This is a genomic window from Kribbella sp. NBC_01505 (assembly GCF_045040285.1).
Taxonomy (GTDB): Bacteria; Actinomycetota; Actinomycetes; order Propionibacteriales; family Kribbellaceae; genus Kribbella.
In genome coordinates, this window is record NZ_CP109425.1 from 238,509 (window position 1) to 261,300 (window position 22,792).

Here is a 22,792-nt window from a genome sequence, read left to right on the forward strand (position 1 = left end):
GAATCCCTACCCGTCCTACTGGCCTTGAGCGACGACCGCGGCGGTCGTTCATATCAACATCATGGAGGGCCCATGTCTCGCACCTCAGGTCGAGCACGTCCGACCTGCCTGGCACTTGCTGCCCTGCTGCTCGTGGGGCTCGCAACCGCTCCGCCCTCGTCGGCTGTCCCTCCGCCGAGCAAGGTCCAGGTCCACACCGACATCGCCTATGCGCCGGCCCAGCCCAGCTCCAGCAGAGGCCATCTGCTGGACCTGTACGTGCCAAGCCAGCACGGTACGTCGAAGCGTCCGTTGCTCATCTTCATGGGCGGTAGCGGCTGGCTCCGAGACGACGGCAAGGAGGAGGCCCAGGCCCTCGCGCCATACTTCAACGATGCCGGGTACGTCGTCGCGGGCGTCTCGACCCGCTCAAGCCTGCAGGCCCAATTCCCCGCACAGGTCCACGACGTCAAGGCCGCCATCCGCTGGCTACGAGCCAACGCCCACACCTACGGGATCGATCCGTCACGCTTCGCGGTCATGGGCGACTCCTCCGGAGGCTGGACAGCCGCACTGGCCGGCGTTACCGGCGACGTACGGCGGTTGGAAGGCAACGTCGGTGTCACCGGGGTGTCCAGCAAGGTCCAGGCCGTCGTAGACATCTACGGACCCACCGACTTCCTGCAGATGGACGACCACATGCTGCCGGGGGCGTGTGCGGAGTTCAACCAGATCTTCGGGCTTAGCAACTGCCACGACGACCCAGGGTCAGCAGAATCGCTCCTCGTGGGATGCGCGATCCAAACATGTCCCGACCGCGCCCGAGCGGCCAACCCCATCACCTACGTCTCCCCCAACGACCCACCGTTCCTCATCGCCCACGGCCAAGCAGACACGATCGTCCCCCACCACCAAAGCGAACTACTCATCCGAGCCCTGAAGCACGCCTGCCGTCCGGCAACGCTCTACTCCGTCCCCGGTGTAGGCCACAGCCCCGACATCGTTCTCCCCGACAACCCGCCCGCAGCAGTCACCTCAACCCGGAACTGCCGCCCCGTCGACCCCCACGACCAACCGCCTCAGCCGACCCTCGACACGATCCACGCCTTCCTCGATCGAGCGCTCCGATCCGATCATTCCCGAAGCACATATCCCACGCCGATCGAATAGACATTGTGGGCCGCGCTACCGTAATGGCATCCGCCAAGGCTCGCTAGCACGGCAGTGAGGTGCCACGCGTTTCCGGACAGCCTAGTAACTGTAATTTTCGCTACAGATACCGGTCCGCCGACTGATTGACGAATGTTGTTATTCTTCACTGCCTCGGCAAACTGGGCGGATGTGTAATTACTGCCCCGGTCGGAGTGGAAGATCGCACCATCGGCATTTTCACGCTTATAGGCAATCACCCAGTTACTGAGGGTTCCGGATTGATACCCAGCTCCCTGGCGACCTGAGCGACAGCACGTGAAGTCTCGATCACCGAATTCACGGCTTCGCCCCGATACTCCGGAGCGAAATTCTTTTTCGGACGCGGCAACATCTTCCCTTTTCCAGACAACCCAATCTTAGTTGGGGTCACTGTCCGGAAGGTTCGTGGCACCTCAAGGGCTGATGGTGGCCCTGACCGCGCCCATAGGTGATGGGTTCTGCGTATACGAGGTATGGCGCACCGGCGCGGAGATGCGTGCGTTCCACGATGCTGTGATGCCAACTGCCTACCGTCCGGTATGAGTCTGCGGCAGCCGGTCGCCGTCCTCGTCGGCCCGGGCACCTTCTCGTCTGGCGAAGCGCTCGCATATCACCTGCGGGTGCGGGGCCGGGTTACGGTCGTAGGCGAGACCACGCCTGGCGCCGCCGATCACATCACACCATCCGGCTCTCGCCGACGGTTCTGGCGTACCTGCCTCAGGCCCACGTAGTCGACAGCGTCACCGGCACCAACTGGGAGGGCGTCGGCGTCGTGCCAGACGTCATCAGCCCCCGCGAACCAGTAATCGAGACGGCGGTGGCCGCACTCGAACCGTTCTGGAGATGACCGGCGATCGCACGGCTGCCGAACTCGATCTCGGTATCGAGGGTGCGTAGGTACTCAGCCACGCCGCAGCCCATGGTTTTACTCATTGGATTGAACGGCATTTGTTGGCTCTCTGTGGTCAAAGACAATCACTCTCCAAGGAGAGTAAGCAGGTCAGCGGCATCATCTGATCAGCGATGCGATACATCGGCAACCCTGGCCTCATAAAGCGGTGGTTCGGAGTTCGAGTCCTTTCTAACCGCCCCTCTTACCCAAGCGCCACGCACCATCGCTTACGCCACCGGCGGCCGACGCGTCTGGGCTCGATCGGTCAGTTGGGTGATGCAGCGCGTGATCCGCAACTTGGCCATCCTGCTGCACATCCCTGCCCCGCAGCGCCTGGCCGGCCTGTCCACGTCAGCACATCAAAGTCTCCTGGTCTCAGGCGTTGAGCGTCGTTGGCTCGGCGATCTGGGAGACACTCGGTGGCGCACGCGAAGGATCAGTGGACTCGGGCAGTTAAGCAGGCGGATGGGAAGGTCACGCGGGAGCGGGTTGAGGCGCGGTGGGGGCGGGGAAAGCGGTGGTTGGGGGTTTGGATCGATCCCAAGGGGGACGAGCGGTCGAAGGCGTTCGCGACGAAGGCGGAGGCGTTGCGGTACGCGTCAGGAAAGGAGACTGATCGGGATCGGGGAGACTACCTGGATCCGAATGCTGGGAAGGTTCGGCTCGAGGAGGTCTGGGCACGGTGGATCAAGTCGCGGACGATCGACCCGGCCAGCGCGATTCAGTACGAGTCCAAGTGGAGACTTCACGTTGCGCCAACCTTTGGGAAGCGGATGGTCAAGAGCATTTTGCCGTCCGAGATTGCGGTGTGGCTGACCGACTTGATGACGACCTACGGGCCGTCGACGGCCCGGAGCGCGTTTCTGGTGTTGAACGGGTGTCTTGAGCTCGCGGCGGCTGATGAGCTCATCAAGCGGAATCCGGGGCAGTCGAAGGTCGTGAAGAAGCCGCCCAGGCGGTTCTCGCAGGTCGTTGCTTGGGCGGACGAGACAGTCGAGCAGATCATCGAGGCTCACCCAGAGCGGTATCGGCTCATCCCGACGATTGGGTCGGCTGCGGGCCTGCGTCAGGGTGAGCTGTTCGGGCTCGCGCTTGAGGACTTCGACTTCGACGAAGGCGTGATCAGAGTCCGCCGTCAGATCAAGCGGCTCGGACAGACCTGGGTCTATGCACTGCCGAAGAACGACAAAGAGCGCGTCGTACCGATGTCACCGCGCCTGGCCGAGCTGGCCAAGGAACACATCAAAACCTTTGGCACGAAGAACATCACGCTGCCGTGGGAACGAGTCGACGGCGCCCCACGGACGCATGCGCTCCTCTTCACCTGGGGTGACGACAGGGCGCTCCGAGCTGATCTGTACAACCTTCTGGTCTGGAAGCCGGCGATCGTGGCTGCCGGCGTCATCCCACCACCGACTAAGGACAAGCGAGGCCGGAAGCACTACCAGGCCGACTACACAGCCGGCATGCATGCGCTACGCCACTACTTCGCCAGCATCACCCTCGCGGACGGAGTCAACATCAAAGAGCTCTCCGAGTACCTCGGTCACTACGATCCGGGCTTCACTCTGCAGATGTACACGCATATGCTTGCCTCGTCCCACGACCGGGCTCGTCAGGCCGTGGACCGTCGGCTCGAGCGACTCGGATTGCGGCTGACGGAGCAGCGACGGAGCAGGCCTCAAATCGGGACCGGATACGACGAGCCGGATCCAGGACCGGGTCTGGTCTGATGCTCGGTCGGAGCAGCCACGATTCCCCTTACCTACAAGGCTATCTCAGCTCGGCCGAGGTCTTGCCGAGGAGGCGGCGGGCGACGATGAGTTGCTGGATCTGCTGGGTGCCTTCGAAGATGTCGAGGATCTTGCTGTCTCGGGACCACTTCTCCAGGAGGTGGTGCTCGGAGTAGCCGAGGGAGCCGGTGAGTTCTACGCAGCGGAGGGTTACGTCGTTGGCGGTGCGGCCGGCTTTGGCTTTGGCTATGGAGGCTTCGAGGGAGTTGGGGCGGCCGTTGTCGGCCATCCAGGCGGCTTGGAGGGCAAGCAGGTGGGCGGCTTCCCAGTCGGCTTCGAGTTGGAGGTAGGTGGCCGCGGCTGCTGGTTGGCGGTGGGTGGGGCGGTCGTAGTCGATCTCGATGCCGGCCTCGGACAGGAGATCTCGAGTTAGTTCGAGGGAGGCTCGGGCTACGCCTACGGCCATGGCGGCGACCAGGGGGCGGGTGTTGTCGAAGGTCTGCATGACGCCGGCGAAGCCTTTGCCGGGGTCGATCTCGGGGGTGCCCAGGAGGTTGGCGGCCGGGACGCGGACGTTCTCGAAGCGGATGGTGGCGGTGTCGGAGGCGCGGATGCCGAGTTTGTGTTCGAGGCGCTCGACGGTGACGCCGGGAGTGTCCTTGGGGACGACGAAGGATTTGATCGCGGCGCGGCCGGCTGACTTGTCGAGGGTGGCCCAGACGACGACGGCGTCGCAGCGGCCGCCGGCGGTGACGAAGATCTTCTCGCCGTCGATCAGGTAGTCGTCGCCGTCGCGGCGGGCGGTGGTGCGGATGCTGGCCGAGTCCGAGCCGCATTCCGGTTCGGTGATGGCCATCGCGGCCCAGACGCCGTCGAAGCGGCGGAGTTGTTCGTCGGAGGCGACCGAGGCGATCGCGGAGTTACCCAAGCCTTGGCGCGGCATCGAGAGCAGCAGGCCGACATCACCCCAGGACATCTCCATGATGGACAGGACCGACGACAGGTTCGAGCCGTTCTTCACACCGCTGTCTTCACTGCCTTCGGTACGGCGTACTCCGGCCGCGCCGGCGCCGGAACTGGTGCCCGAGGCCCCTAATCCGTCGACCATGGCGGCGAGCATGTCCAGCTCGACCGGGTACTCGTGCTCGGCGAGGTCGTACCGGCGCGAGTTCGGCCGGAGCATCTCGGCGGCGACCTGGTGCGCCTGGTTGACGAAGGCCCGGAACTTGCGGGGCGTCTCGAGGTTGATCATCAGACCAGCACCGCGCCTTCCATGATGCCGATGGCCCGCAGATCGCGGTACCAGCGTTCGACTGGATGCTCCTTCACGAAACCGTGTCCACCAAGGAGTTGTACGCCGTCGGTGCCGATCTGCATGCCTTTGTCGGTGCACAGCCGCCGGGCGAGCGCGACCTCGCGGGCGAACGAAAGCCCTTGCTCAGCACGGGATCCGGCCCGATACGTCACCAGCCGCATCCCCTCCAGCTCGATCGCGATGTTCGCGACCATGAAGGCGACCGACTGCCGATGACTGATCGGTTCGCCGAAAGCGACACGCTCGTTCACGTACGGCGTCACGTAGTCGAGCACGGCCTTCGCCGTACCGAGGGAGAGCGCGCACCAACTGAGCCGCGAGAGCCGGACACACTCCAGGTAGTCGTCGAAGGTGCCGAGCTGAACAGCCGGTACGTCGTCCAGGATCACGCGACTGAGCGAAGCCGCGCGCAAGCCCATCGACGGCTCGGCCTCGATCGTGATGCCGGGATGACCGGACTCGACCAGGAACAACGCCGGGCCGCGGTCCTCCAACTGAGCGGCGATGACGAAGAGCTCAGCCTCGGCGCCGCGCGGGACCAGCGACTTCACCCCGGTCAGCTTGCCGCCGACCACTCGGGTCCGGAGGTCGAGCGGGTCGAAGAGCGGACGCGGTTCCAGGATCGCCAAAGCGGCCGCCGCAACCGAGTCGCCGGTGAAGGCCGGCAGGTACGTCGCCTGCTGGGTCTCGTCGCCCCACAGCGAGATCGCCGTACTGACGGCGGCCGGTGCCAGGCACGCGACGGCCTGACCCATGTCACCGTGAGAGAGCGCTTCAGCGACCAGTACGCCGGTCATCGCGGAGCGCTCGGTGACGATGCCGCCGAGCTCCTCGGGAACCTCGATCAGGCTCAGCCCGAGCTCGGCCGACGACGTCAGCACCTTCGGCTCGGTCACGCACTCCGTGTCAGCGACGGCGGCGGCCGGGCGCAGCACCTCGGCCGCGAAGTCGCGAACCACCTCGACGACCGTCTGCTGGTCCTCGGTCGGCGTCAGGTCGAACTTGCCGCTCCCCCGCGCCGACGGCAGCCGCGACGGTTTCGCCAGCTTCGAGGCGGCCGAGAAACTCCGGGAGAGCGCTCCCGCGGTCCGGAAACCGCTCTTGGTGGCCTCGAACACCACCCGCTCGGTCTGCTTGCGCCAGCCGAACCGGTCGATCGTCCGCGACTTGGCCAGCCGGTTCAGCCACGCGACCCCGACGCCGATGACGTCCCGTCGCCGTTCCCGACCGCGCGTCCGCTCCAGAAGGCTCATACCCGTCACTGTAAACCGAAGTTACAACCCGAGTCACGTGACCCAGGCCACACCGGACCCAGCGCCGGCCGATGCCGGTGCCGGAAGCTCCGGATCAGAAGTGGCCGCCGCCGTAGCTGCTCGGCCACGTGGTGGCATGCCGGATCGATGGCCGGTCCCTCGGTGACGCCGGCGCCGCGGGCGGCCAAGGATCCGGCCGCTCGGCCCGCTTCGCGATGGTCTGGAAATGCTGGTGCTTGTAGCGCCACCGCTCGTTGGCGAGGACGACGCGCAGCTTGGTGCCGTCCGGGTCAGCCTCGTCGTACAGGTCGAACTGCTCGGTCAGGAAGAGCAACGGCAGCTTCGGATCGCCGTCTTCGGGCAGGTACCCGGCATCGACCACGGCCCCGACTGCCTCCGGCTCGAGCTCGAGAGCGCGAGCCAGGACGGCCCGTCGCATCCACCTACGGCGGAGGGCCGCGACCGACGCGTCGCTCGATAGACCGAGGTCGCGCAGGGACCGCCGTACGGCGGCGGTCACGTCGTCCGGAACGTCAGTGCCCAGGAGCGCCAGGATCCGGTCGATGACCGCGCCCTCGTCGACCGCCGGGTGGTTGGCGGAGCACGCCAACTGCAGGACATGCCCCTCCGGATCGGCCTCGCGATAGTCCGCGAACTGCCGGGTGAGCAGCAGGAGAAGCGGTGTCCAGGCGGGATCGGCCGGCCGGTATCCGACGTCACGGACTGCGGCAACGGCCTCGTCGTCACCGAGGACGGCCTGGCCGCACAGGGCTCTGACAGCCTCCGGCGCCGACAGCTCCCGCAGCGCGCGGCGGCATCGATCGTGGACCTCTTCCGGCAGCCAGGTGCCGAGATACTCCAGCAACCGCACGACCAGCGCATCCTGGTCAAAGGCCGGCAGCAGGTCGAGCCGATCCTTCAGCAGCGCAAGCAAAGCCAGGTCGACATCGCCGGACTCGACCGGCGGCCGAGGCAGATTCGGATTGGCGCGGACGATGTTCAGCAACGCATCCGGCTCGCCCGCATGCCACAGGTTGACCTTCGTCTCATGGCCGGTCGGCGCCGCGCCCAGATAGGTCGAGCCCAGCTCCGCACGCGGCCGGAACGCGATCTCCAGCGCATCCAGCAAGCCAGGCTGATCGGTGCCGGACATCAAGTCGACCAACCGTTGGCGCACCGCGAGATCGGGGAACCCCAGCGCGGCCTCGACCAGCCGCTGCACCCACGGATCGCCCGTGTACAAGCCGCTCGGCGGACGGCCGGCGGCCTGCGGCAGACAGGCGGTCAGCCGATTCTGCGGCCGGTACGGCGACGTGTGGTCGGCCTCGAGCAGGAACTCCAGCACCGGAACGACCCGCCCCGGCCGCTCATGGTTCCCGAACCGAAAACTGGCCGCCGTCAGCAGGAACCAGGCACCGCGCCAAACCTCATCGCGGCGCTCTCCACCCGCCGCCCACCACCGGTCGATCCGCTCCCGGGCCCGGCGGTCATGCTCGTAGACAGCAGCACCCAGCACGTCCTGAACATCTGCCCGGCCACGCCACCAACGGAACCTCACCCCTCCATGATGCCTGGCCGGAAGACCGACGGCTATCCGCTTCTGGCACAGTACGAACTTCACGGCGGGGCAGCCGGGCTCCGTAGCTGGTTCAGGAGGAACGCGTGGCACAGGTCATCGCGGAGGTTTCGCGGACGTTCAACGAGTTTCTGCTGCTGCCGAACCGAACCCGGACCGATTGCTCGCCGGCGACCGTCGATCTGCGCACCCCGCTGGTGCGGCACCGGGTGGGTGAGACAGCGGCGATCGAGCTGCAGTCACCGTTCACGTCCGCGATCATGCAGGCGGTCAGTACGCCGGAGCTCGCGATCGCGCTCGCTCGTAACGGCGGGCTGAGTTTCCTGCACCACAACCAGTCGATCCAGGACCAGGCGGCCGCCGTACGGCAGGTGAAGAACTTCAAGGCCGGGTTCGTCACGAGCGACACCAACGTCCGGCCCGACGACACGTTGGGCGTGCTGGGCGACGTCATGCGTCGTACCGGCCACAGCACCGCCGCGGTCACGGATGACGGGACCGCCACTGGTCGACTGCTCGGCCTGGTGACGTCCCGGGACTTCCACCCGCAACGGCACGACCTCGACGGACCGGTCAGCGGCCGGATGACAGCCATCGCCGATCTCGCCCACGCCGGCCCCGAGATCACGCTCTCCGAGGCCAACGCCCGGCTGTGGGACGACCGGCTCGACTGTCTCCCGGTGGTGGACGACGCCGGCCGCCTGCAGCATCTGGTGTTTCGATCCGACTACACGGACAACAAGCGCTTCCCGAACCAGGTCGTGGACGCCGCCAAGCGGTTGCGCGTCGGCGCGGGCATCAACACCCACGACTACCAAGAGCGCGTTCCCGCGTTGCTGGAAGCGGGCGCGGACGCCTTGTGCTTCGACTCCTCAGACGGCTACAGCGACTGGCAGGCGCAGGCCCTGACCTGGGTGAAGAAGCACTATCCCGAGATTCCGGTCGGCGGCGGCAACGTGGTCGACGGCGAGGCGTTCACCTTCCTCGCCGAGGCCGGTGCCGACTTCATCAAGGTCGGCGTGGGCGGGGGCTCCATCTGCATCACCCGCGATCAGAAGGGCATCGGCCGCGGCCAGGCGAGCGCCGTACTGGATGTTGCCGCGGCTCGGGACGCCTTCCGGGATCGCACCGGCGAGTATGTGCCGATCTGCTCCGACGGCGGGCTGGTGCACGACTACCACGTGGCCCTAGCGCTGGCGATGGGCGCCGACTTCGTGATGATGGGCCGCTACTTCGCCCGGTTCGACCAGGCTGCCGGTGCGAAACTCCCCACCCGGGACGGTTTCATGAAGGAATACTGGGGCGAGGGCTCGAACCGTGCGCGCAATTGGCAGCGTTACGGTCAGGGCGGCCAGGGGCTGATCTTCGAGGAAGGCGTCGACGGCTACGTGCCCTACGCCGGCGACCTCAATGAGGGCCTCGCCGTGACCATCGCCAAGCTCCGGACCACGATGGTCTCGTGCGGCTCCACGACGCTGCCGGAGTTCCAGTCGACCGCGCGGCTCACCCTGGTCTCCGAGCAGAGCTTCCAGGAGAGCCACGCCACCGTCGTCGTGCGAGACACACCTGCGACCGTCGCCTAGGACGTAAGCGCTGCGGCCTTGGCGGTGAGATAGCGCTGCTCAGGGAGGCTCGTCGTACGGCGGGCCGCGGCGAGGTAGAGCTCGTGGGCCTCGGTGAGGTTGCCGGCGCGTTCGTGCAAGTGGGCGCGGACGGCGTCCAGGCGGTGGGTTTCGGTGAGGCTCTTGTTGTCTTCGAGGGTGGCCAACAGATCCAGCCCGGCTTGCGGGCCTTCCACCTGGGCCAGCGCGATCGCCCGGTTGAGGGTGATCATCGGGTTGGGGGTCAGCTGCTCGAGGATCACGTAGAGCGCGTGGATCTGCGGCCAGTCGGTGTCCGCGGCGCTCGGCGCCTCGGCATGGATCGCCGCGATCGCGGCCTGCACCTGGTACGGACCGACGCCGCCGCGGGCCATCGTCGCGAGGATCAGTTCGGCGCCTTCGGAGATCTGGGCGTGATCCCAGAGAGCGCGATCTTGCTCGTCGATCGGGATCAGCGAGCCGTCGGCGGTCGTGCGCGCCGTACGGCGGGAATCCGTCAGCAACATCAACGCGAGCAGGCCCCCGACCTCGCCGTCGTCGGGCAGGGCGGCGCTCAGCATCCGCGTCAACCGGATCGCCTCGGCGGTCAGCTCGACGCGCTGCAACGTCTCGCCGGAGCTCGCCGTGTACCCCTCGTTGAAGATCAGGTAGAGCACTTGCCGCACCACCCGAACCCGGTCGGCGAGCTCCTCGGCCGGCGGGAGCTCGAACGAGCTCCCGGCCGCCTTGATGCTCTTCTTGGCCCGGCTGATCCGCGGCGCCATCGTTGCCTCAGGCACCATAAACGCGCGCGCGATCTCGGCGGTGCTGAGGCCGCCGACCGCGCGCAGCGTCAGCGCGACCTGCGAAGCCGGCGTGACGGCCGGGTGACAGCAGAGCAGGAGCAACGTGAGGGTGTCGTCCTCCTCCGGAGCCTCAGGGGAGTCAGCGCCCGGAGACACCAACTCGTCGACCCCGGCCATCGCGGCGACCGAGTCCTCACGGCGACGGCGCGAACTCTCGCTGCGGAACTGATCCGTCAACCGCCGCGTCGCTACGGTGATCAACCAGCCGCGCGGATTAGCCGGTACGCCGTCCTCCGGCCACTGCGTCGCCGCCGCCAGCAGCGCCTCCTGCACCGCGTCCTCGCACAGGTCGAACTGTCCGTGCCGCCGAGTCAGGTACCCGAGCACCTGCGGGGTCAGCTCACGCAGCAACTCGTCCATGCCGGCCATTTCACCCCCTCAGGGGTTCGCCCGGTGCTGTCCGCCATAGACGGCACTTTAGCGCGGCAAGCGGTGGCAGAATGCGCACCGGATCGCGACTCAGACCGCGTAGGCACCCCACTGCCACGCCATCGACCAGCGCCGGGCCCATGATCCATCGACCGCTCGGCGTCATGCCCTAGTACATCCGACCATGCACCTTCGCGGAGTTCTGCTGCCGCTGGGAGCCTGTTGCGATCTGGCGAGGGTCGCGGTGGCTGGGCACTTTGGCTGGCCAGTTACCCCGCCTTCCCGAATGTGCTCGTCCCATCCGACCGCTCGGATTCGGCCGACGACGTACGCGGTGGCTGATCGCCGCTGCGGCCGGTATTACTGAAGCGGGTGGCTGAGCAGGTCTATGGCTGACGGGGATGGTTCGGTCGGCGACCGCGGTTCCCGTTGCTTTGGGCTGGCGGGCTGTGGTTCCGCCGACGATCGGGAGGCTTTGTAGGTGACCCGCCGCGCTGGTTGCTGCCGCCAAAACCAGTCGGCCGGGTGATGGCCTCGGCGAGTGGACCCTGTGCTGCCCGCGAGTGAAGCCATCGTGCGAGTGTGAGGAGTGGGGCGCCGAGTGTGAGGAGAATGTCGCTGGAAATCGATATCCGGCGGCACGGTCCCCCCACTCGGATGCTGATCGCACGGTGGCCCCACTCGCCGGGGCGGTGATTGTCGGGCTGGGGAACCTTACCCCCCGAAAACGACAGGTAAGGTTCCCCAGCCCCGATGACCCGCGCCACCACTGGCGGCCGGAGACAAGAAGTCGTGGCCGGAGACCTATGGCAACAGGTCTCCAGCCGCCACAAGGTGTCTCACGCCACCACTGCCGGCGCGAGACCGACCGCCCGCCCGGCTCGCTGGCCGGTACTTTTTTCTGGGGATGGCGACCGGAACTTACCGACTACCGTCACCCCGCCGACCTCAGCCGTAGCCCGGAACCTCAGGCAACCGGAACCTCGGTCGCCGGCCGAGCCATCCCCCTCAGCCGTAGAACCGCTCAGCCACCCGCCTCAGTAATACCGGCCGCAGCGGCGACCAGCCACCGCCAACCCCACCGGCCGAATCCGAGCGGCGGGATGGGACGAGCACATTCGGGAAGGCGGGGTCCTTGACCGGCCCCAGCGGAGATCCACGGAGACCTATTGTCACCGAAGCGGCAGTGGGTCCCCGCAAACCTCCGACCGTGCAGCTTTGCGGGGATCTACTGCCGCTGGGTGGCAGCAGATCCCCACAAAGGCGGCCGGGCGTACCGACGGACGGGTCGTGGTGGCGCCAAAGCCGGAATTGGCGGGATGCTGAGCGTGGCGGCGGGTGGATCGGCCGACTACTGCCCGTTCGTCGGTACGGCGATAGACGGAATGCCGAGGCCGCGTCACCCAAAAACCTCAGGCGAATGACCAGCCGCTCCACCGATTGACCCGTACGACGATCACCGGCCCCCGCGGCGGATCAGCCGCGTACTGCGGGTACTTCGCCACCAGCAACTCCACCGCCGAAGAATGCGAGGCGCTCGTAGCAACCGAGGGCGGCGCGTCCAGCACCGTGGCGGTTCCGTCGGCGCGCACCCACCACAGCTGGGTCCAGTCTTCGTCGTACGAGTCGACCAGCAACGCCACCGAAGGGTTCGCCGCGATGTTCCGCAACCGGCGCAGGTCCACAGTGCTCTTCGGCTTCTGGTCGATCGCGATCACGACCTCATCCGCCGCAACCGCCACCGCGAACGTCACCGGCACCAGATGCGGAACCCCATCCGCCCCGACCGTCGCCAACCTCGCCACCCGCGCTGCCACAAAGCGGGCCCGACAATCCACCGAGGAGAACTTCACTTCTGCAGTCGGCGCAGCACCGCGGTCGGGATCGATCGCGTCACCGGACCAAGCACCGACGCATCACGCAGCGCCGTCCGTGCAGCAAGGTGACCGCACGAACCGTGCACTCCACCACCCGGGTGAATCGCCGAACTCCCCAAATACAGGCCGTCAACAAACGTCCGCGGGCTCCCAAGACCGATCGTCGGCCGGAAGATCAACTGCTGCTGCAACTGCATCGTGCCACCACCCAGCGCGCCGAACCCCAGCGCCGCGTTCGCCGCCTCCAGCAGACTCGGCCGCTGCAGCTCCCGGTCCAAAACCAACGCCCCGAACCCAGGCGCGAACCGCTCGATCGCGCGCTCCATCCGCCCAGCCAGCTTCTCCGCGGCCTCGTCTTCGGCGATCCCCCGCGGCAGGTGCGCATACGCCCACATCGCCTCGGTCCCCGCCGGCGATCGGGACGGATCGGACTTCGTGGTCTGCCCGATCAGCAGGAACGGCTGCGACGGCATCCGCCCGGTATCGAGATCGGCCGACACGTGCACCAGGTCATCCGCCGTACCCGCAAGATGCACGACACCGGCGGACCGCGCCTCGGCCGCCTTCCACGGGACCGGCCCACTGAGCCGGAAGTTCAGCTTGACGGTCGGATAGTCCCACTCGAACCGCTCGTCCAGATCCCGCCGCAACCCCGCCGGGATAGTTGCCCCCGACAACAGATGGTCGTACAGCGCCGGTGCCGACGTATCAGCGATCACAGCCCGCGACACCGCGACCCGCTCTCCCGAACCAGTCAGTACGGCGGTCGCCCGCCCACCCGTCACCTCGATCGACGTCACCGGCATCGAGGCGGCGAACAGCACGCCTGCCCGCTCGGCCCGGGCCACCAGCGCACCGGAGAACGCGCTCGACCCCCCAACCGCGACCGGATACCCGACGTCCTGCGCGAGCATCGCCAGCAGCCAGCCCATCGTGCCGCTGACACTGCCCGACAACGGCGAGTCGGCGTGCAGCGCGTTCCCGGCCAGCAAGGCGGAGCCCCGCGGTCCGGCGAACAGCTCCTTGCCCATCCGGTGCATCGGCATCGCCATGAACCGCGCGAACCGCAGCAACTCCCCCGCCGAGCCGAGCTTGCGGACGAGTTTGATCGCGGGCAACACCGGCGGCCACGTCGTGAGCAGCGACTTCAGCAGCGGCTCACGCAGCGCGACGTACTGCTGATAGAGCCGCAGCCACGCCTCGCCATCACCTGGATGGTCGGCGCCGACCGACTTCGCGGTGTCCTCGGGATCGGGGTGGATCGCCACCGCCGTGCCCTCGTCCGCATCGAGCAGATGCGCGAGCGGCAGCGGCGCCTGCCCCCACTTCAGCCCGAACCGCTCGAGCTCGAGCGCGCGGATCACCGGCGACGCGACGCCCAGCGGATAGTTCGAACTGAAACGATCGCTGACCCAGCCGTCACTGGTGGTCGACCGGACGGCACCACCGAAGGTGTCCGCGGCCTCCAGCACCAGCACGTCCCAACCGGCGTCGGCCAGCGCGATCGCGCTCACCAGCCCGTTCGGCCCCGAACCGATCACCACAGCATCAACACTGCGCGGCAACATGCCTATGACCTTAGCTCGATCTCCCGGCTGAGCGCTGTGACCTCCTGGGCGCGCCCGATCATCGCCGGATCCGCCATCCGGCCGTCCGGCAGCACAATCACGCCTCCAGCGGACACTCCGGCCTTCTCCACCGCGGTCAACAGCTCCAACGCCTCAGCGACCTGTACGGCGCTCGGTGTGAAGCACTCCACAATCGTGGCGAGCTGTCTCGGGTGGATCGCCATCCGGCCGACGAACCCGAGCGCCCGCCCTTCCAGACTCGTCCGCCGAAGCTCGTCCTCGTCGTCGACCCGCGGATGGACCGACATCATCGGCGCCCCGAGCCCGGCCGCGCGTGACGCCGACACCAACCGACCACGCGCCCAGGCGAGCCCCTCGGACCCGTCCACGCCGAGCGAGCTCCGCAGATCGGCCTCCCCAAGCGCGACCGCGACCACCCGCGGATCCGCCGTGGCGATATCAAACGCTCGCTCGAGCCCGAGCGGCGACTCGATCAGCGCAGTGATCCTTGCCGCCGGCACCCGCTCCAGCACAGCCAGCACATCGGCCGCACTCTCCACCTTCGGCACCCGCAGCCGAATCTCCGGTACGGCGGCCACCGCCGCCAGGTCGTCCGCCAACCACGGCGTCCCCGGCGCGTTCACCCGAAGCTCCGAACCCTGCCGATGAGCGGCAACCCAAGCCACCGCCCACTCCCGCGCGGTCGCCTTCGCATCGACCGGTACGGCGTCCTCCAGATCGAACACCACCAGATCGGGGCCCGCGGCAACCGCCTTGGCGAACCGATCCGGCCGATTCGCCGGTACGTACAACCCTGTCAGCACAAGCTCTCCCCCTACAGCGACTAGACCACCCCGGCTGCCCGCAAAGCGTCGAGTTGTTCCGGAGTCACCCCGATCTCGGCCAGCACCTCGTCGGTGTTCGCGCCGTGCCGCCGCCCCGCCCAGCGGATCGACCCCGGCGACTCCGACAGCCGGAACAGCACGTTCTGCATCTGCACCGGTCCACCCAGCTCATCGTCGTCAACGGCAACGATCGTCTGCAGAGCGGCGTACTGCGGATCGCTCACGATGCCGCGGATGTCATGGACCGGGCCAACCGCGGCCTCGGCCTTCTCGAACGCGTCCATCACCTCGTCAAGCGGTCGCGCGGCAATCCACGACCCGACTGCGTCATCCAGCTCGTCCGCATGCTCGGCCCGCTCGCGGCCGGTCGCGAACCACGGCTCGGCCACCAGATCACCGCGTCCCACAAGCGTCATCACCCGCTCGGCAATGCTCTGCGAGCTCGTCGAGACCGCCACCCAGCGCCCATCCGCGGTCCGATACACGTTGCGCGGCGCGTTGTTCGATGACCGATTCCCCAGCCGCGGCTGCACATACCCCGTCTGCTGGTACGCCGTGATTCCGCCACCCAGCATCATCAGAATCGGCTCGATGATCGCCATGTCGATCACCTGCCCGGCGCCCGATCGATCCCGCTCACGCAACGCCACCAGTACGGCGTACGCGGTGGCCAGCGCAGTGATCCCGTCCGCGAGCCCGAACGGCGGCAGCGTCGGCGGCCCCTCCGGCTCGCCAGTCACGGCGGCGAACCCACTCATTGCCTCAGCCAACGATCCGAACCCAGGCCGCCCGGACCACGGCCCGACCTGGCCGAACGCCGTCACCCGCGCGATCACCAACCGCGGATTCGCCGCCAACAACACCTCAGGTCCGAGCCCCCAGCGCTCCAACGTCCCCGGCCGGAAGTTCTCCACCAGTACGTCGTTCCGCCGCACGAGATCGAGGAAGACGGAACGCCCCTGCGACAGGTCGAGCGTCGCGAGCCGCTTGTTCCGGCCGAGGGTCTTGAACCACAACCCGACGCCGTCCTTCGACGCACCATGGGTCCGGGCCGCATCGGGTCGCGCCGGGTGCTCGATCTTCGTGACGTCGGCACCGAAATCACCCAGGAACGTCGCCGCCAGCGGCCCCGCGAACAGCGTTGCCGCTTCGAGCACCTTCACCCCGTCGAGAGGAGCAGGCCTCATCCGGCACACCTGAAGCCGATGGTCTCCGACCGGTCGAGCCCACCACCGGTGAGCACCAGCTTGAAGCTCACTTCCGGTTCGCGCGGCCCACCGTCGGCGTACCAATCGGAGCCTTGGGCAACATAATGCGAGCCGCCCTTCAGGATGCAGAACCGGCTGCGGCCGTCGCGATGCTCGCTCTCGGTCAGGTTCCACACCAGCGGTTCGGCGCGAACGAAGCCGGAAAGCCCGGCCGCGACCTGCCATTCGTCCTCGGTCGGCAACCGCCCACCGCGCCACGCGGCATAGGCCCGGGCGTCCGTCAGCTCGACGTACGTCACCGGCTGATCCGCAGTCCCGTCCGCAGGCGCACCGGCGACCCAATGCGCGAGGAACCGGTTCGGGACCAGCGGCCGATAGCCAGTCGCGGTCAAGAACTCGAAGTACTCGGCGTTCGTCACCTCGGAGGTCGCCACCGAGATCCCCGGCAGCTCGACCTCGCGCGTGATCGTGCGCAGGTCGTGCAGGCGTGGCGGCAACGGCTTCCACTCATCCACGTACGACGCCTGGTCGTACAGACCGGTCTCGCGTCGCCGGTGCCGCACGGTCAGCCGTTGCGGCCCAGCCGGTACGGCGACCACCGCGCCGATCGACGCCGTACCAGCGACTGTTGGCAACGGCGACCGTTCCGCCGGGCGCATCGGGAACGCCGAGTCGGACACGTGCGGTCGCGGCAACGTGCCCAGCTTGCGCGCGGTCGCCCGGCAGCTCGCACCCGCCGTCGCGCCGACCCGGATGATGCCGGTCACGCCACGACCCGGCACCACGAGATGCACCCCGTCGTCGTTCGCGGTGATCGGTACGCCGGAGGTCACGTCGTACCAGTCACCGACCTGGTCCTCGGACCGCAGCACGATGCCTTCGAAGTCGTCCTCGCCACGATTGATCAGCGTCCAGAACGTGATGTCCTGCAGGTCGAACCGCGAACCGTAGATGCCGTGCACGCGCGCCTTGTCCGGGATCTCCGGGGTCAGCTGGATCCAGTCCCCGTCGATCAGCACCGGCGCGAAGGCGCGCTGCGCGGTCACCATCCGGCGCAGGGTCGAGCGGTCGCGAGCGTTCCAACCGACCCAACTCGAGAACACCGACTCCCAGACCAGGACGCCGACGCCGTTGATCCAGGCGGACTGCAGCTCGGCGCTGTGGTCGCGGTGCCAGCGACGGGTGTGATGCATCATGTGCCGGCGCTCGAACAGGTGCGCGCGCAGCACACCGGGCGCGTGCGTGTCGGCGAACCACTGCGCCCACGACAACGCATGGTCGCTGACCCTTGCCATCGGCAACCGTGATTCGCCCTCGAGAGCGATCGCCGGATTCGCCGCGCGCAGCGCCCGGGTGAACTTCGGATCGCCTTCCTTCAACGTATCCAGGAAGACCCCGTCGACGGCGTACTCCGTAACAAGCGCGGCGAACTCCTCGGCATCCGACCGCGCAGCGCGGCGCGTCCCGACATCCCAAGGGTTGTAGTCGAAGAACACCTTCAACCCGAGCCGGTGCAGGTCGTCGATCAGTTGCCGCAGGCCCGGAACGTCGCGATAGAAGTCGAACTGGTTGCGCGAGTCGATCCCGATCACCGGGTACGCGTGCCACAACACGATCGCGTCATGACCGCCGAACTGCTCGGCACTGTGCCGCACGAATTTGTCCGGGGTGAACCGCCCGGTCGACACGTCGTACAGCAGGTCGTCCCAGAGCCAGACGAGCGCCACCGAGTACGCCGTCTGGGTCCACTCCCGACCGGCCTGCTCGTACTGTGTTCCGTTGTACGGCGTCCGGTCGTACGACCCGATCAGCCACTCGGCCAGCTTGGCCCGCCAGCGCGGCAGATCCGCCGGGTCGTCCGGCGCTCCGAGAATCTTGGCATCGTCGAGAAAGGACAGGTCGGCTCGGAGCCCGAGATCCACCCGGGAGGGCAGATCGATGGGCCGCGGTTCGAGCGGACTCACAGATACACCTCCGCGTAACGCGCGTCGATCGCATCCCCGTGAGGCACCGAGGCAATGGCTCCCGCGGTCTGAACACTCAGTGAAGCAGCAACGTTAGCGCGTCGGACCGCGTTCGTCAGGTCGCGGGGGGTAATCGACTCGGTAGCTGACACGGAAGACAGTGCTGCCGCGAGCACCCCGCAGAAGGTGTCCCCCGCGGCCGTGGTGTCGACCACGTCCACCGGTACGCCGGCGACCGTGATCTCGTCGTTCCCGCGGGTCAGGATCACCGCGCCGGCGCCGCCGAGCGTGACCACCGCGGCCGGAACGAGCTTCAGCAGCGCGGCCCGGTCCGGACCCGCGATCACCTCGGCCTCGCTCTCGTTCACCACGAGCAGGTCGATATCGGTGAGCAGAGCGCTCGGCAGCTCGGCCGCCGGGGCCGCGTTCAGGATGAAGTACGAGCTGGTCGCCGCGGCCTCTTCGACGGTCGCCATCGGGATCTCGAGCTGGGCGAGCACGATCTTGGCGCCGCCGATGACATGGGCGGCTTCCGCGGTCAGCGCCAGCTCACCGTTCGCACCCGGAGCGACCACGATCGAGTTCTCACCACTTTCGTCGACCGTGATGATCGCCGTACCGGTCGGGGAGTCCGAGGTCGTGACCAGCGAGAGGTCGACACCGGCACCGGCCAACGTGTCGCGGAGCAGGGCTCCGCCGTCGTCCGCGCCGAGGCAGACGACCATGGCTGTTTGCGCACCTGCCCGGGCGCTTGCCGCCGCCTGGTTGGCGCCTTTGCCGCCGGGTCCCCGGGTCATCACGCCCGCGAGCACGGTCTCGCCGGGGCGCGGGATGCGCTGGACCGGGAGCACCAGATCCACGTTCGCGCTCCCCACGACGACAACGTCAGACTCCACCCCGGGCCACCTCCACAGTCCTGTCCGCCAGCTCGCCGAACGCGATTCGGTTCATTCCCGGCAGGCTGGTGGCCAGCCGGTCCTTCAGTGGTACAGACCACTCTGCCGGAACCCCCCGGACAGCGCCAAATACGGCGCCGACGGTGGCCCCGACCGAGTCCGTGTCCCACCCTGCCATGACGGCCCGGCCAATCGCGGTCGTGAAGTCGGGTGCCGTCAGCGCATATCCGGTCAGTGCCGAATTGTTCACGGCATGTACCCAGTGCAGGCCGCCGTACTCCTCGTGCAGCGCGTCGAGGGCGTCGTCCAGCGGGTGGTCGGCCAGGGCCAGCCCGAACCGGACCGCTCGGGAGATCGCACCGTCCACCGGTATCACCGCGAGCCCGGCCTGCGCAGCCTCGATCGGCGAGTCGACCACCATCGCCGCGGCCGACATCGCGGCCACCCACAACGCGCCGTCCACCCCCGCGCCGGTGTGGCTCAGCCGCGCGTCGACGAGCGCGAGCCGGGCGGCCACCGTACGGTCTCCTGGGTGTGTCCAGCCGTAGACGTCGGTCCGGATCTGGGCGCCGATCCACTCCCGGAAGGGGTTGCCGACAACCGCTGCTTTCGAGGGGTCGATGCCGTCGAGAAGGTTGCGGTAGGCAACGCGCTCGGCAGTGAAAACCCTTGCCGCCGGTAGATCCCGCAACCACGTCTGCGCCACGTCCTCGGTGGTCAGCGCATCGCCGTAGGTCTCGAGCATGCGCAAGGCGAGGAGGGCGAAGTTGAGGTCGTCGTCCTCCGGCATCCCGTCGATGACCTCGCGCAGGCTGGTCGGCGCGGACGCCCGGTTCCACGGCCAGCGCTGCAGGACCTCCGCCGGTACGCCGATCGCCGTCACGTACTGGGTGAGCGGCCACTGGCCCGACGACTGCAGGATCTCGCGGATCCCCTCCCGCGGGATCTTCTCGACCGGTTTGCCGAGCAGATTCCCGGCGGCTCGCCCGATCCAGGCATCCGCGATCCGATCGGTCGAGACGCCGAGCCGGGGCAGCATCGGAATCTCGGGCTCGATCCATTCCGGAGTGCGCGCATCCAGCTCGCTCATCAGGTCACGCGCCAAGGCACGCAGTTCGGAACCGGCTGGCTTGTCGGACGCTCCCGAGACCGGTGCCTCGACCGTCCCGCCGGCGGCGATCCAGCGGGCCTCGACGTCAGCGACCTCGATGCCCTCGGACCGGGACTGCACCAGCTGGTGCGGCAGCAGATCCTCCGGCTGCACCCACGTCAATCTCATCAGCTCAAATTCTCCAGTACTTCGCTCCGACGCGCCCATCGACGCGCATCAGAAGCATGTAAATCCCTCGCGACCGCCGCCATCAGCACCCCGGGCCGCTGGAGGTCGGTCCGGCTCGCCTCGGCCACCTCACTCGCCCAGTCCGCCGGTACGCCGCTCAGTCCACCGAGCGCACCGGTGATCGCGCCGGCCATCGACGCGATCGAGTCCGCGTCCCGGCCGTAGTTCGTGCCGCCGAGGACAGCCCGCCGTACGTCGCCTTCGGAGACGAGCACGATGCCGAGCGCGACCGGCAGTTCCTCGATCGCCTTCGTCCGGCTCGGTCTCCTGGCATCCAGCGACTGGTCACGATAGTCCGGGCCGACGCTGTCGAAGGGTTCGATCGCCTGCCGCAGCATGGGAATCGCCTGCTCCCAATCCGTCACGCCACTCGCCGCATCGGCCACCGCCTGGATGGCCTTCCGGGTGCCGTCCTTGGCCAGGCCGATTGCCGCCTCGACGACCTGAGCGGTCGTTGCCCCCGGCACCATTGCGGCGGCGACCGCGGCCGCGAATACTCCAGCCGCCTCGCGTCCGTAGCTCGACTGGTGCGCGCCGGCGACCTCAATCGCCTCCTCGTAGGCCCCTCGTGGATCTCCGGCGTTCGCGATCCCGACCGGCGCCATGTACATCGCCGCTCCGCAGTTGACGATGTTGCCGACACCGGCCTCGCGCGGGTCGACATGTCCATAGTGCAGCCGGGTGACGAGCCACTTCTCGGCCAGAAAGACGCGCTGCAGCAACAACGCGTCGGTCTCCAGTTCGGGGATCCAACGACGGCCGGTGATCATCTTCGGCACCAGCGACTCGGCGATCGCGTAGGCATCCAGATGGGTACGGCGTTCGTCGTACACCTCGACCAGTGCATGCGTCATCAAGGTGTCGTCGGTGATGTGCCCATCCCCCTTGTGGTACGGCGCAATCGGCCGGGCGGTGCGCCAATCGTCGTACCAGGGTCCGACGATGCCGGTCACCCAACCGCCGTGCCGTTCGCGGATCGCCTCCGGGGTCCAGCCCTCGACGGCACCGCCGATCGCGTCACCGACCGCGGAACCGACGAGGGCACCTGTCGACTTGTCTTCAAGCATCAGCCGTTGACCTGTCCCCAGCCGTCATTGAGTTTCTTGCCCAGGGCAGCAAGATCGGTCTTGTTCGCCAAGTACTCCTGCAAGGCGGGAGTCGCGATCTGGTCCTTCCACTTCGGGTAGTTCTCCACACTCTGGAAAGGCGCCTTGGTCAGCTCGGCCCCACTGGCCAGCGTCTGCTGCCAGCCGTCCTTGCCACCGGTCGTCTTCAGGATCGCGTCCCGGGCAGCCTGGGTGGTCGGGATCAGCCAGTCGCCTTGGCCGACGGCGGCCAAGTTGTCGGCCTTCATGAAGTAATCGATGAACTGCGCGGCCTGCTTGACGTTCTTGCTCTCCGCGGGGACCGAGAGTGTCTGCGGGTTCGCTGCCTGCTTGGCACTGGTGCCCTTGAGCGGCGGCAGCACCTCCCACTGGAAGCCCTTCGGCGCCTCGGCCAGGATCTGCTGGGCCGCGTAGTTGCCACCGACAACCATCGCGTATTTGCCGGCGTAGAACCCCGGCAGGACGTCGGCGCCGCTCTGCGTCAACGAGGTCGGGTCGATCGATTTGTCGGTATAGGCCATCTCGTGGATCCGCTTCGGCACCTCGAGCTCGGCGTCGCCGATCGCGGCCTTGGCATCGCGGCCGGTGCCGTCGAAGAACTTCGCGTCGAAGTTCATGCCGAGGTTGAGGACGGTTGCGGTCGGACTCTTCAGACCCCAGCCGATCCCGTACTTCCCACCCGTCGTGAGCTTCTTCGCGTTGGCCGCGAGGTCGTCCCACGTGAGCTCGGTCGCCGCGGTGACCCCGGCCTGCTTCAACGCGGCGGTGTTGGCGAAGACGACGTACGACTGCAGCAGGGTCGGCGCCGCATACACCTTGCCGTCATTGGAGACCGTGTCCCAAACACCCTGCGGTACGGCGTCCTTGGTCGCCTGACTCAGGTACGGCGAGAGGTCCGCAAGGTAGCCCTGATTGATGAAGCCGGTGATATCGGCGGACTCGTCATGGATGATGTCCGGCGCGGTCCCGCCCTGGAACTGGGTGACGAGCTGGTCGTGCACCGAGTCCCAGCTGCCCTGGACGTACTCGACCTGGATGTTCGGGTTGGTCGCGTTCCAGTCCGCGACGATCTTCTTGGTCGCGGCGACAGTCGTCTTCTGGAAGGCCAGGCTCTGGAACTTCAGCGTCACCTTCTCGCCTGCGTCGCCGGAGTTGTCGCTGTTGCCGCCGCACCCGGCAAGCGTCACCAGAGCGCTTGCCGCGAGCAACGCGGTCACTACTTTCCTCATGGGTTT

General features: G+C 67.5%; 18 protein-coding genes. 4 read left to right on the forward strand and 14 right to left on the reverse strand.

Annotation, left to right across the window (positions count from 1 at the left end):
• Nucleotides 1-72 precede the first annotated feature (72 nt).
• Together OG474_RS00850 and OG474_RS00855 are read left to right on the forward strand one after the other, a co-directional pair.
• Nucleotides 73-1,149, forward strand: coding sequence for an alpha/beta hydrolase fold domain-containing protein (locus OG474_RS00850; RefSeq protein ID WP_405060210.1), 1,077 nt, complete (start codon nt 73-75; stop codon nt 1,147-1,149).
• 560 nt (nt 1,150-1,709) lie between these two features.
• Nucleotides 1,710-1,901: a S41 family peptidase gene (locus OG474_RS00855; protein WP_405060211.1), complete on the forward strand. Its 192-nt coding sequence runs from the start codon at nt 1,710-1,712 to the stop codon at nt 1,899-1,901.
• Here the strand turns inward: OG474_RS00855 and OG474_RS00860 are convergent.
• On the reverse strand, nt 1,888-2,103 hold the full coding sequence (locus OG474_RS00860) for a hypothetical protein (RefSeq protein WP_405060212.1): 216 nt from the start codon (nt 2,101-2,103) through the stop codon (nt 1,888-1,890). The two genes, OG474_RS00855 and OG474_RS00860, sit on opposite strands and share 14 nt — an antisense overlap.
• 480 nt (nt 2,104-2,583) lie before the next feature.
• Between OG474_RS00860 and OG474_RS00865 the strand changes: the two genes are divergently transcribed.
• On the forward strand, nt 2,584-3,795 hold the full coding sequence (locus OG474_RS00865) for a tyrosine-type recombinase/integrase (RefSeq protein WP_405060213.1): 1,212 nt from the start codon (nt 2,584-2,586) through the stop codon (nt 3,793-3,795).
• Between the two features lie 40 nt (nt 3,796-3,835).
• Here OG474_RS00865 and OG474_RS00870 read toward each other — a convergent pair whose 3' ends face one another.
• The 3 genes from OG474_RS00870 to OG474_RS00880 all read right to left on the reverse strand — a co-directional run bounded on the left by OG474_RS00870 (nt 3,836) and on the right by OG474_RS00880 (nt 7,921).
• A complete protein-coding gene (locus OG474_RS00870) occupies nt 3,836-5,047 on the reverse strand; it encodes an acyl-CoA dehydrogenase family protein (RefSeq protein WP_405060214.1) in 1,212 nt (403 codons plus the stop codon).
• Nucleotides 5,047-6,363: an acyl-CoA dehydrogenase family protein gene (locus OG474_RS00875; RefSeq protein ID WP_405060215.1), complete on the reverse strand. Its 1,317-nt coding sequence runs from the start codon at nt 6,361-6,363 to the stop codon at nt 5,047-5,049. The genes OG474_RS00870 and OG474_RS00875 overlap by 1 nt, the downstream gene beginning before the upstream one ends.
• Before the next feature lie 94 nt (nt 6,364-6,457).
• Entirely contained in the window at nt 6,458-7,921 is a 1,464-nt protein-coding gene (locus tag OG474_RS00880; RefSeq protein WP_405060216.1) for a hypothetical protein, read from the reverse strand.
• Nucleotides 7,922-8,025: 104 nt separating this feature from the next.
• Here OG474_RS00880 and OG474_RS00885 point away from each other — a divergent pair, with 104 nt between their 5' ends.
• On the forward strand, nt 8,026-9,522 hold the full coding sequence (locus OG474_RS00885; protein WP_405060217.1) for an IMP dehydrogenase: 1,497 nt from the start codon (nt 8,026-8,028) through the stop codon (nt 9,520-9,522).
• Here the strand turns inward: OG474_RS00885 and OG474_RS00890 are convergent.
• From OG474_RS00890 to OG474_RS00935, 10 genes are all read right to left on the reverse strand, one after another.
• Nucleotides 9,519-10,754, reverse strand: coding sequence for an RNA polymerase sigma factor (locus OG474_RS00890; protein WP_405060218.1), 1,236 nt, complete (start codon nt 10,752-10,754; stop codon nt 9,519-9,521). The two genes, OG474_RS00885 and OG474_RS00890, sit on opposite strands and share 4 nt — an antisense overlap.
• Nucleotides 10,755-12,166: 1,412 nt before the next feature.
• Nucleotides 12,167-12,607, reverse strand: a complete 441-nt coding sequence (locus OG474_RS00895; protein ID WP_405060219.1) for a TIGR03668 family PPOX class F420-dependent oxidoreductase — start codon at nt 12,605-12,607, stop codon at nt 12,167-12,169.
• Nucleotides 12,604-14,199, reverse strand: a complete 1,596-nt coding sequence (locus OG474_RS00900) for a phytoene desaturase family protein (protein ID WP_405060220.1) — start codon at nt 14,197-14,199, stop codon at nt 12,604-12,606. Before OG474_RS00900 ends, OG474_RS00895 begins: the two co-directional genes overlap by 4 nt.
• Nucleotides 14,200-14,201: 2 nt before the next feature.
• The gene (locus tag OG474_RS00905; protein WP_405060221.1) at nt 14,202-15,023 is read right to left on the reverse strand and encodes an HpcH/HpaI aldolase/citrate lyase family protein; all 822 of its coding nucleotides are present in this window, start codon (nt 15,021-15,023) and stop codon (nt 14,202-14,204) included.
• A gap of 20 nt (nt 15,024-15,043) precedes the next feature.
• The gene (locus OG474_RS00910) at nt 15,044-16,231 is read right to left on the reverse strand and encodes a CaiB/BaiF CoA transferase family protein (RefSeq protein ID WP_405060222.1); all 1,188 of its coding nucleotides are present in this window, start codon (nt 16,229-16,231) and stop codon (nt 15,044-15,046) included.
• Nucleotides 16,228-18,216, reverse strand: coding sequence for an SUMF1/EgtB/PvdO family nonheme iron enzyme (locus tag OG474_RS00915; protein ID WP_405060223.1), 1,989 nt, complete (start codon nt 18,214-18,216; stop codon nt 16,228-16,230). The genes OG474_RS00910 and OG474_RS00915 overlap by 4 nt, the downstream gene beginning before the upstream one ends.
• The gene (locus tag OG474_RS00920; RefSeq protein ID WP_405060224.1) at nt 18,213-19,112 is read right to left on the reverse strand and encodes a ribokinase; all 900 of its coding nucleotides are present in this window, start codon (nt 19,110-19,112) and stop codon (nt 18,213-18,215) included. The genes OG474_RS00915 and OG474_RS00920 overlap by 4 nt, the downstream gene beginning before the upstream one ends.
• Complete coding sequence (locus OG474_RS00925; protein ID WP_405060225.1) at nt 19,102-20,391, reverse strand: ADP-ribosylglycohydrolase family protein; 1,290 nt, start codon at nt 20,389-20,391, stop codon at nt 19,102-19,104. The genes OG474_RS00920 and OG474_RS00925 overlap by 11 nt, the downstream gene beginning before the upstream one ends.
• Nucleotides 20,391-21,518, reverse strand: a complete 1,128-nt coding sequence (locus OG474_RS00930; RefSeq protein WP_405060226.1) for an ADP-ribosylglycohydrolase family protein — start codon at nt 21,516-21,518, stop codon at nt 20,391-20,393. The genes OG474_RS00925 and OG474_RS00930 overlap by 1 nt, the downstream gene beginning before the upstream one ends.
• Nucleotides 21,518-22,786 (reverse strand): ABC transporter substrate-binding protein, encoded by a 1,269-nt coding sequence (locus OG474_RS00935; RefSeq protein WP_405060227.1) that lies wholly within the window; start codon nt 22,784-22,786, stop codon nt 21,518-21,520. Before OG474_RS00935 ends, OG474_RS00930 begins: the two co-directional genes overlap by 1 nt.
• Nucleotides 22,787-22,792 lie beyond the last annotated feature (6 nt).

Bases quoted from the DNA above. Each gene is read 5' to 3' on its own strand.
- OG474_RS00850 (WP_405060210.1), top strand. From the start codon at position 73: ATGTCTCGCACCTCAGGTCGAGCACGTCCGACCTGCCTGGCACTTGCT.
- OG474_RS00855 (WP_405060211.1), top strand. From the start codon at position 1,710: ATGAGTCTGCGGCAGCCGGTCGCCGTCCTCGTCGGCCCGGGCACCTTC.
- OG474_RS00860 (WP_405060212.1), bottom strand. From the start codon at position 2,103: ATGAGTAAAACCATGGGCTGCGGCGTGGCTGAGTACCTACGCACCCTC.
- OG474_RS00870 (WP_405060214.1), bottom strand. From the start codon at position 5,047: ATGATCAACCTCGAGACGCCCCGCAAGTTCCGGGCCTTCGTCAACCAG.
- OG474_RS00875 (WP_405060215.1), bottom strand. From the start codon at position 6,363: ATGAGCCTTCTGGAGCGGACGCGCGGTCGGGAACGGCGACGGGACGTC.
- OG474_RS00890 (WP_405060218.1), bottom strand. From the start codon at position 10,754: ATGGCCGGCATGGACGAGTTGCTGCGTGAGCTGACCCCGCAGGTGCTC.
- OG474_RS00900 (WP_405060220.1), bottom strand. From the start codon at position 14,199: ATGTTGCCGCGCAGTGTTGATGCTGTGGTGATCGGTTCGGGGCCGAAC.
- OG474_RS00910 (WP_405060222.1), bottom strand. From the start codon at position 16,231: ATGAGGCCTGCTCCTCTCGACGGGGTGAAGGTGCTCGAAGCGGCAACG.
- OG474_RS00925 (WP_405060225.1), bottom strand. From the start codon at position 20,391: ATGAGATTGACGTGGGTGCAGCCGGAGGATCTGCTGCCGCACCAGCTG.
- OG474_RS00930 (WP_405060226.1), bottom strand. From the start codon at position 21,518: ATGCTTGAAGACAAGTCGACAGGTGCCCTCGTCGGTTCCGCGGTCGGT.
- OG474_RS00935 (WP_405060227.1), bottom strand. From the start codon at position 22,786: ATGAGGAAAGTAGTGACCGCGTTGCTCGCGGCAAGCGCTCTGGTGACG.